This is a genomic window from Sphingobium sp. AP50 (assembly GCF_900109095.1).
In the GTDB taxonomy this organism is placed as follows: Bacteria; Pseudomonadota; Alphaproteobacteria; order Sphingomonadales; family Sphingomonadaceae; genus Sphingobium.
This window is the reverse complement of the sequence record NZ_FNYZ01000055.1, coordinates 1-3829: the sequence shown is the minus strand read 5'-3', so window position 1 is coordinate 3829 and position 3829 is coordinate 1. Positions and strand designations below refer to the sequence as shown.

Annotated in this window: 3 protein-coding genes and 1 pseudogene; all 4 read left to right on the top strand. The window is 59.4% G+C overall.

Annotated features, from left to right (window positions below; all coding sequences use genetic code 11):
- Nucleotides 1-162 precede the first annotated feature (162 nt).
- Nucleotides 163-306: a hypothetical protein gene (locus tag BMY84_RS30075; RefSeq protein ID WP_177204262.1), complete on the top strand. Its 144-nt coding sequence runs from the start codon at nucleotides 163-165 to the stop codon at nucleotides 304-306.
- A 137-nt stretch (nucleotides 307-443) separates the two neighbouring features.
- Nucleotides 444-1772, top strand: coding sequence for an IS701 family transposase (locus BMY84_RS28795; protein WP_256215510.1), 1329 nt, complete (start codon nucleotides 444-446; stop codon nucleotides 1770-1772).
- A 57-nt stretch (nucleotides 1773-1829) separates the two neighbouring features.
- Nucleotides 1830-2666: an S-formylglutathione hydrolase gene (gene fghA, locus BMY84_RS28790; RefSeq protein ID WP_093088582.1), complete on the top strand. Its 837-nt coding sequence runs from the start codon at nucleotides 1830-1832 to the stop codon at nucleotides 2664-2666.
- Between the two features lie 205 nt (nucleotides 2667-2871).
- Nucleotides 2872-3734, top strand: a pseudogene (locus BMY84_RS28785) (NAD(P)/FAD-dependent oxidoreductase); the annotation flags it as partial.
- Between the last annotated feature and the right edge of the window lie 95 nt (nucleotides 3735-3829).

Sequence of the window (3829 nt, the reverse complement as noted above, 5' to 3'; positions counted from 1 at the left end):
TCCGGAAGTTTGTTGCAAAACCCCTGAATCAACGACTTCGGTAAGCGTCAAGCTAACCCGCTGATACCACTCAACTTAGTTTCGGATCGGGCTCTCAGGCAGGCACATCTTGCGCTGGTGTCGATACCGACCGGCGCGACAGACTACCTATGTCCACGAGCCATGATGCCGCTGGAACCGGGACCATCTGCGTCGTTCAACGGCGCCAACACATATCTTACGGCATCCAATGTCGTCATGTTCACCACGATCGTCGGCCACAGCAGCACGGCCGCATCCGTCGCCAAGCCGCCCGCACGCTACTAATCCCATAGCTGTGGCCCGCGTCAGCGGGTTAGCTCAATCCGGCTTCAATGAGGTCGCGCACGGTGCCATGACGCCCGCGTTCCGCCGCGCGACCTCACAGAAACCTCCGGATTCCCAAAAGGCAAAAACCCTGATTCATGGAGAGCCAGCTATCGAAAGGGCTGGTGATGGATACGGAATGGAAAGAGGATCTGGAGGGCTGGCTTGAGCCGTTTCTCATCGCTCTTGGGCACAAGACGCGCCGTCGGATGTGCCCCGCCTACATAGCAGGTCTGATAGGCCCAGGAGACCGTAAGAGCGTTCAGCCGATGGCATCGCGAGCGAGCGAGATCGGCTATGATCAGCTTCATCATTTTGTCGCTGCGGGGGTTTGGGACAGCGCTCCTCTCGAGAAAGTGCTGGTGCAAGAAGCAGATCGGCTGGTGGGCGATGCAGCGGGATTTCTCGTCATCGATGACACCGCCTTGCCGAAGAAGGGAACCCATTCCGTCGGGGTAGCTCCGCAATATGCTTCATCGCTGGGAAAGACCGCCAACTGTCAGTCCCTAGTCTCGGTGACGCTGGCTTCCCGGGAAGTGCCGGTCATGGTGGGGCTACGCCTTTTTCTGCCTGACAGCTGGACAAGCGATGTTGATAAGATGACGCGCGCGCAGGTTCCCAAAGAGTGTCAGATCGCCCGGACAAAACCAGAGATTGCGATGGAGGAGATCGATCGCGTCATCGCTACAGGTGCCCGCTTCGGCTGCGTGTTGGCCGATGCTGGTTATGGATCCAGCGGGTCCTTTCGCCAGGCATTGACTGACCGCGGCCTGCTCTGGGCAGTGGGCTTGTCGCGGCGTCAGAATGTATATCCGTCTGACGTGGCGCTGATATTTCCGGTCGCTAACATGGGGAACAAGCGCAAGTACCACATCCCTGATCAACAGCCGGTCTCAGCCGAGACCATGTTGGTTAAGGAAAAATGGAAAAAGGTTAGCTGGCGACGCGGTACTAAGGGAAGACTGACATGCTTGTTCGCCGCTCGTCGTGTAAGGGTTGCTGATGGACATCGCCATCGCATGCTCGATAACCGCGTCCAGGCCATGCCAGGCGATGAGGTCTGGCTTGTTGGAGAGCGCCGTTCGACCGGTGAGCAAAAATACTACGTCTCAAATTTACCTGCCGACGCCACCCTCAAAATGCTTGCCGCGACGATCAAGGCGAGATGGATCTGCGAGCAAGCACATCAGCAGCTCAAGGAAGAACTGGGCCTCGATCATTTCGAAGGCCGCTCCTGGTTTGGATTACATCGACATACATTGATGACAATGATCGCATACGCCTTCCTCCAAGCCCGCCGTCTCAAAGCAGCGGGGCGGAAAAAAAAGAGTCGGGGGACCGCCGCCACAACCGAGCATGCCAGCTATCCGACAGGCGATCTTGAACATCTTCATAAGGCCTCCGCCACTTCGGTGCCCCCATTGTGAAAAGCTCCTCGCAGACAGGCCTGAACAAAACTGCCAAAGTAGTGCTAAGTCATGAGCATGGAGCAGGTCAGCGCCAATCTCGCCTTCGGCGGCGTGCAGGGGGTGTACAAGCACGCCTCGGCCGCCACGGGCACGGACATGACTTTCTCGGTCTATGTCCTGCCGCACGAAGAGGGAGCGAAATTACCGGTTATATGGTATCTTTCAGGCCTGACCTGCACCCATGCCAATGTGACTGAAAAGGGCGAGTTTCGGCGCATATGCGCCGAACTCGGCCTGATCTTCGTCGCGCCAGACACTTCGCCGCGTGGCGAAGGCGTACCCAACGATGCTGGCGGCGCCTATGATTTCGGCCTTGGCGCGGGCTTTTACGTTGATGCGACGCAGGCGCCGTTCGACCGTAATTATCGCATGTGGACCTATGTCACGGAAGAATTACCGGCCCTGATCGTCGAGCATTTCCCGGCCGACATGGAACGGCAGTCGATAATGGGTCACAGCATGGGCGGCCATGGTGCGCTGTCCATAGCGCTTCGCCACCAGGAGCGTTTCAGGGCGGTGTCCGCCTTTTCCCCTATCGTCGCGCCGAGCCAGGTGCCCTGGGGCATCAAGGCGCTGACTGGCTATCTGGGGGACGATCGTGACGCATGGCGCAAGCATGACGCCACTGCTCTGATCGAAGACGGCGCACGGGTTCCTGCGATACTGGTGGATCAGGGTGACGCAGATCAATTTCTCGTAGAACAATTGCGCCCTGATCTGCTGGAGAAGGCGTGCGATGCAGCCGGTATCCCGCTTACCCTGCGTATGCAGCCTGGATACGACCACAGCTATTATTTCATTTCGACCTTCATGGCAGACCACCTGACCTGGCATGCCGAGCGGTTAAGGTAGGCCTCCAGGCCGGCACGGGTCAGCGCCGTCGGTGCGATTACACCGTTGCCCAATCTACCGGATGTCTGCTGGTGTGGCGGATGTCTGCTTGGTGTGGTTATCACGATGAAGGCCCCGCAGTCCTCGCGGCTGCGCTGGCGGGGCGCGATTGTTGATGCCATCCCGTCAGCACTGCTGCGATCACCCGCAGAAAGGATGAGAACATATGACAACGCCCAAAACGCAGATCGTCATTGTCGGCGGCGGGGCTGCCGGCCTTGAACTTGCGACCAAGCTCGGCCGGCGATTTGGACGCAAGCGCCATGACATCATCCTCGTCGACCGCAACAGGACGCATATCTGGAAGCCCCTTCTGCACGAGGTCGCGACAGGTTCGCTCGATGCCAACATGGATGAGGTGGGCTCTCGCAGCCACTGCCATCGCTGGGGCTATCGCTATTTCTATGGTGAACTGGCAGGGATCGACCGCAAGGCACGTCGCGTCAATCTCGCCGCGGTTTCAGACGAGCGGGGGCGAGAAGTCGTGGCACCCCATTCGATTCGGTACGACTATCTCGTTCTGGCCTATGGTTCTGTCACCAACGATTTCGGAACCCCGGGCGTTGCGGACAACTGCCTCGCGCTCGATAGCCGCGTGCAGGCAGACAAGTTTCGGGATCGCCTCCTGAACCACTGCCTGCGTGTGTCGCGGACCATGTCAGCCGATCCGGCAAGCGATGCTCGCGTTCGTGTGACGATCGTAGGCGGCGGCGCGACGGGCGTAGAACTCGCCGCCGAGCTTTTCAATGCCGCCGATGCGCTCAGCCACCATGGTCTGGAGGTGTTCGATCGCAGCCGTTTGCAGGTATCGCTCGTGGAGGCGGGGCCAAGGATATTGCCAGCCCTTCCTGTGAACGTCTGGCCCATGCGGCGAGAGTAGAGCTCGAAGCGCTTGGGGTGGCGGTGCGCACCGCGACCGCGGTGAACGCATCCACACCCCAGGGCATGGTGACTGCAACGGGAGAGATCATCCCAGCCGATCTTCAGATCTGGGCTGCCGGTGTTAAGGGCCCCAAAGTTCGCGATGGCCGTAGGCATTCGGTGAAGGCCGCGGATCAGGCGGCTTCGCGTTGATCTTCGGCGGCGCGCCAATTCCATGGCAGCAGTTCATGGAGACGGTTCTG

What these genes read in the sequence shown, in the direction of transcription:
- BMY84_RS28795 (WP_256215510.1), top strand. Translation starts at nt 444, where the DNA reads ATGGAGAGCCAGCTATCGAAAGGGCTGGTGATGGATACGGAATGGAAA.
- BMY84_RS30075 (WP_177204262.1), top strand. Translation starts at nt 163, where the DNA reads ATGATGCCGCTGGAACCGGGACCATCTGCGTCGTTCAACGGCGCCAAC.
- fghA (WP_093088582.1), top strand. Translation starts at nt 1,830, where the DNA reads ATGGAGCAGGTCAGCGCCAATCTCGCCTTCGGCGGCGTGCAGGGGGTG.